The sequence below is a fragment of the Brucella sp. 22210 genome, assembly GCF_052045675.1.
Classification (GTDB): Bacteria; Pseudomonadota; Alphaproteobacteria; order Rhizobiales; family Rhizobiaceae; genus Brucella.
This window is the reverse complement of sequence record NZ_JBQEPD010000083.1, coordinates 1-5,331: the sequence shown is the minus strand read 5'-3', so window position 1 is coordinate 5,331 and position 5,331 is coordinate 1. Positions and strand designations below refer to the sequence as shown.

The window sequence follows — 5,331 nt, the reverse complement described above, 5'->3', positions numbered from 1 at the left end:
GTCAGCCTCCGGTGGAGGCCGCAGGTCAGGCAGCTTGAGCGTTGACGGTCGGCGGCGTCCAATTCCACGGAAGCAACTGCTCCAGCCTGATAATCGGCGTGTCGGCGATGCGGGCAAGAACGTCGGCCAGCCACGCCGGCGGATCGATGTCGTTGAGCTTTGCCGTCATGATTAGCGTGGCCATGAAGGCTGCACGATCTGCACCGCGGTCTGATCCGGCGAAGAGCCACGACTTTCTGCCGAGCGCAAAGCCTCTGAGCGCTCGCTCGGCGGCGTTGTTCGTCAGGCAAATCCGGCCATCCTCCAGGAATGACGTGAAGCCATCCCATCGCTTGAGCATGTAATCGATCGCCTCGGCGACCGGAGAACTGCGCGACAGTTTTGCACGCTCGGTTTGAAGCCAAGCATGCAGATCGTCGACGAGCGGCAGGCTTTCCTTGCGGCGACGTTCCAGGCGTTGATCGGCCGTAAGCCCGTTGATCTCCCGCTCGATATCGAACAGGCCGTCGATCCGTTTGACGGCTTCGAGCGCCATAGGCGAGATCGGCGCGGCGTTCTTTCCACGCTTGGCGTTCGCATTAATGTCTGCGAGCACGAAGAACTTGCGACGCGCGTGTGCCCAACAGAGTGCCTGGGTCAGCGGATTTGGATCGCGATCACCCTTGAACAGCGGATTGTAGCCACCATAGGCGTCCGCCTGCAGAATACCGGTGAAGGTCTTCAGGTGGCGCTCCGGATGCTCCTGCCGTCGATCCCGCGAGGCATAATAAAGGGCGGCCGGCGGTGAGAGGCCTCCGAACGGCCGATCATCCCGGACATAAGTCCAGATGCGGCCCGTATCGGTCTTTCCCTTGGCCAGGATCGGCACTGTCGTGTCGTCACCATGCAGGCGCTCAGCGGCAAGAACATGCGCTTCGATCAGACAATGAAGTGGCTTCAACGTCGCGGCGCAAGCTCCGACCTGATCTGCAAGCGTCGATAAACTAAGGTCGACGCCCTCACGAGCATAGCGTTCGCTCTGACGATTGAGCGGCTGGTGCTGGGCAAACTTCTCGAACAGGATCATCGCCAGCAGGTTTGGCCCGGCAAAGCCGCGTGGCGTTACATGGAAGGGAGCCGGTGGCTGCGTGATCTTCTCGCACTCGCGACAGGTAAACTTCTCCCGTACCGTCTGGATGACCTTCCACTGGCGCGGGATGACCTCCAGGGTCTCGGTGATGTCCTCGCCAAGCTTCGACAATTTGGCCGATCCGCAGCAGGCGCAATTGGCGGGAGCGGCGATGACGATGCGCTCGCGTGGCAGATGTTCGGGAAAGGGCTTGCGTGACGGACGCCTGCGCTCGAAGGCTTTGACGGTTGAAGCTTTGGCTGCGATCTCCGCGGCCAGTTCATCTTCACCGGCGTCCGCTTCCAATTCCTCGAGTTGCAGTTCCATCTGCTCCAGGAGCCGCGCCTTGCGCTCGGACCGGCTGCCGTAGAGTTCACGGCGGACCTTGTCGATCTCCAGCTTCAGCCGAGCGATCAGCGCTTCGGAATGCGATACGAGTGCCTTTGCACTGGCGGCTTCTGCCTTGGCGGTTGCCGCTTCTGCTTCGGCTGTAACACGTCGAGCGCGTTCCTGGGCCAGCAGTGCAAGGGCACTGGCAAGGTCGTCCGGAAGCTCTTCGGTCGCGTCGCTCATGACAGGATGGAATCATATTTGACCCCATCATTCCAGTGTTTTTGCTCATCCGGCCGACGTCGGCCGCCAGGTCTTTTGCGGCATCCGCCAGTCGATACCTTCCAGCAGATAACCGAGCTGCGCAGGTGTGATCACCACCGTGCCATCGGCCGCTGATGGCCAGATGAAGCGGCCACGCTCCAGCTTCTTCGTGAACAGGCAAGCGCCCTGGCCGTCATGCCAGATCACCTTGATCAGGCCACCGCCGCGGCCGCGGAATACGAACAGGTGTCCACACATCGGGTCACGCTTCAGCGCCTCCTGCACCATCAACGACAGACCGGGGAAGCCCTTGCGCATGTCCGTATAGCCCGTGGCCAGCCAGACCTTCACGCCAACAGGAACCGGGATCATCGCAGACCCAATACGCAATCGAGAATCCGGCCAAGCGCGTCCGTGTCAATATCACTATCCACGCGGACCCGACGGCCCCGGCCGAGCTCGATCGTTACATCGCTGCGCTTCCGACGAAGATGGGATGTGGTGGGCGCTTCCAGCTGAACGGGAGAGACTGTCGAAGCGGCCTCGGATACGATCACCGGCACCAAAGTCGCCGTATCAGACCTTGGCTCCTCGATCCGGCAAAGCTCTTTGCGCCAACGGAACAACTGGCTGACATGGATGCCGGCCGCGCGGGCAATCTCGGAGACTACCGCGTCCGCCTTAAAGCAGGCAGCGACGAGGCGCTCTTTATCTTCGCGTGACCAGCGCCGACGGCGCTCCACGGACGTGATCACCTCAATTGAATGCTTCGTCATATGACTACTCCTAGTGTTACCACTAGGACTGGCAGTCAGAAGGCCGTCATCGCAAGACGGCCTTCACCGTGGGCTTACGTTTTATCGGACCACATCCGATGCATGATCACGGCCAATCGCCGTGCCAGAGCGACAACAGCTTTTTGATATCCTCGGCGTTTGGCAACGTTCATCGCCCAAGCCTTGAGCCATGACCATTTCTTGCAGCGTGTAAGCATTGTTTGAGCCGCTTCATAAAGTAGGGTTCGCATCATACCGTCGCCGCACTTGGATATTCGTCCTACACGATCACTCTCTCCCGATTGATTGAGCTTGGGTTTCAGCCCAAGTGCTGATCCAACGGCTTTCGAATTTGCAACCCGTACCGGAGGATCAATGGTACGGGCGAAAGCAAGGGATACCACAGGACCAATACCGGGAATTGTCATTAACCGTCTGCAAGCGTCATCATTCTTTACAATCGACAGAAGTTTTCGATGAAGAAGGGTGAATTCCTCACGAAGTTTTTGCTGCGCCACCAGGGCTTAGGAGCTCTGGCCTCACAATAATTGGTCTGTTTCTGGTGTACCCAAGATGGACTGATGCTTTCCGGTCCTGTATAGAAGGATTTGATAACTAAAAATCAGACCGTTTCGTTTCATCGATCCGGCGAACGAGAAATTCGCCACGAACCGCTTCGTCGGGGGTAAGTGGTTCCAGCGACGAGGGCTTGGGCTGGATCCGATTGCATTTTCAACCTTGGTTACCATGAATAGTTAATCATTGCGTGCAGTAGCACAGCCAATATCTGTAGATTAATTTGCCATCAGCCGACTGAAAGACGTCTGTTTCAGCAAGGCTCGTGTGACGCCACCGAAAGTCCATTCGTGGAGGCGACGGTGACCGTAACCGCCGGAGACGATGAGATCCGCTCTCATGTCGCCAGCAATTTTCGTAAGGCTATCTGCCACCTCGCTGCTTCCGCGAGCTAGTGTTTCACCTCGAGCTTTAACCCCGTGCGCGAGCAGGAAACGCACAACATCCGCGATGCTTTCGGACGTGGCTGTCACGTCATTCTCATCGACCATCGCTACAGTCGCTTCTTCCGCGTCAACGAGAAATGGCATAGCATCGACCCCGCTTCGGCGTGCTTCGCGCGTGTCCTTCCACGCGATCAAGATTCTTTCCGCTTTCAACAGCGCATGATCGATAGGGGCAAAAAGCACTGGGCGACCGGCAGTGAGGATTACGTTGCCGGAATCAACGGTTCTATAGCGTCCGCCAAAACGCGCATCGGCATCAGGGGTTCCGAGAACCAGTAAATCCGCGGCACGAGCGTGCAGCGTCAGGAAGTTCGTTGGGTCGCCTATTAGTCCGCGCCAGGAGGCGCGGTTGCTGCCTTGTGTAATTGTTTGTACTTGTCTTTCGATAGTCTGCAGTTGCCGCTCGGTTTCTTCGACACATTTTCGAATTGCGTCGGCAGCATCGAGACCTTGGAAGCCTGTAGGCGTGCCTGGGAAGGGTCTCACAGCCGCAAATGCGATTAGATTGGCGTTGAAGCGAGACGCGAGATTCCACGCAAAGATAAGACGGGATGCTGCAGAACCGTCGAGATCGAGCTGCACCAGTATTGATTTGTAGCTCACAATTTTGCCCTTTCTGGGAAGAATAATGTTATTGGATAGATTGAACGTTAACGTTGCTGCCCTTCAAGACATAAAAATAGTGTACATCGTTATTCGATGTCGGTTCACTGACTAAGGCCTTCTTTGATGCAGCTCCATCCCAATCACTTTCCACATAAACATCCTTAAACCCCACGCGTCGTAAGCCGCGAGGCCAATGAAGAACAACATAACTACTACGTAAACGGCAAGTACAAGAGCAGTTAAAACGGCGAAAAATTGATTAGCTTGCCAGAATGATGCCGATCATCCCCATGAATAGCCAAGACCCAATCCGAGCCAGGCGCCGGCCATTCAGGTATCCATAAAAACTCATCTCGGCGAATGTAGCGTCCGCTATGAAGAACGTTCTCGCAATGTGGTCTGCCCCCACGAGGTGATCCGTTTGGAATGTTAGTGCATGCTCGGTCTGCTGACCACCGCCGGTGTTGATGCCGGTCCATTTTGGCGGGGCCAGACAGCTGCTTCGGGTGCCGGTGGCTTGTAGCCCAGCGACGAGTGGGGTCGCACTGTGTTGTAATGCTGTCTCCAGTTTTCGATGATGATCTTTGCCTCCTTGAGCGTATAGAAGATTTCGCCGTTGAGCAGTTCGTCACGCAGCTTCGAGTTGAAGCTTTCGCAATAGCCGTTTTCCCATGGGCTTCACGGCATGATGTAGGCGGTTTTGGCACCGACTGCTGCGACCCACTCCCGGAGTGCCTTGGCGATGAACTCCGGGCCGTTGTCGGAACGAATGTGCGTCGGGATGCCCCTTAGGATGAAGAGGTCGGAAAGCACGTCGATGACGTCGATGGCCTTCAGCTTTCTCTCCACCCTGATGGCGATACATTCTCGCGTGAACTCGTCGATCACGTTGAGCATGCGGATTTTCCTGCCGTTGTGCGTGCGATCCTCGACGAAGTCGTAGGACCAGACATGGTTGGGGTATTCCGGTCGAAGCCGGACGCACGAACTGTCGTTCAACCACAGCCGGCCGCGCTTCGGTTGCTTCTGAGGCACTCTCAGCCCCTCCCGTCGCCAGATGCGTTCGACCCGCTTGACGTTCACGATCCAGCCAGCCTGATGCAGCATCGCCGTTATACGACGATAGCCATAGCGGCCTGACTTACGAGCGAGCGCCGTGATGTCTGCGGTCAACGCCGCTTCATCATCCGGGGTCTTGGCGATCTTGCGCTGTGTGGAACGATGC

5 protein-coding genes and 2 pseudogenes are annotated in these 5,331 nt (G+C 57.1%); all 7 read right to left on the bottom strand.

Annotation, left to right across the window (positions count from 1 at the left end):
• Positions 1 to 25: 25 nt before the first annotated feature.
• Positions 26 to 1,681, bottom strand: a complete 1,656-nt coding sequence (locus tag ACTJKP_RS26125) for an IS66-like element IS66 family transposase (RefSeq protein WP_440632460.1) — start codon at positions 1,679 to 1,681, stop codon at positions 26 to 28.
• Between the two features lie 45 nt (positions 1,682 to 1,726).
• Positions 1,727 to 2,092, bottom strand: coding sequence for an IS66 family insertion sequence element accessory protein TnpB (tnpB, locus tag ACTJKP_RS26120; protein ID WP_440632461.1), 366 nt, complete (start codon positions 2,090 to 2,092; stop codon positions 1,727 to 1,729).
• Positions 2,071 to 2,478 (bottom strand): IS66-like element accessory protein TnpA, encoded by a 408-nt coding sequence (tnpA, locus tag ACTJKP_RS26115; RefSeq protein ID WP_440632462.1) that lies wholly within the window; start codon positions 2,476 to 2,478, stop codon positions 2,071 to 2,073. The genes tnpB and tnpA overlap by 22 nt, the downstream gene beginning before the upstream one ends.
• 74 nt (positions 2,479 to 2,552) lie before the next feature.
• Positions 2,553 to 2,999, bottom strand: a pseudogene (locus ACTJKP_RS26110) (transposase); the annotation flags it as partial.
• A gap of 273 nt (positions 3,000 to 3,272) precedes the next feature.
• The gene (locus ACTJKP_RS26105) at positions 3,273 to 4,103 is read right to left on the bottom strand and encodes a universal stress protein (protein ID WP_440632742.1); all 831 of its coding nucleotides are present in this window, start codon (positions 4,101 to 4,103) and stop codon (positions 3,273 to 3,275) included.
• A 262-nt stretch (positions 4,104 to 4,365) separates the two neighbouring features.
• Entirely contained in the window at positions 4,366 to 4,515 is a 150-nt protein-coding gene (locus ACTJKP_RS26100; RefSeq protein WP_440632741.1) for a Bax inhibitor-1 family protein, read from the bottom strand.
• A gap of 20 nt (positions 4,516 to 4,535) precedes the next feature.
• Positions 4,536 to 5,331, bottom strand: a pseudogene (locus ACTJKP_RS26095) (IS3 family transposase); the annotation flags it as partial.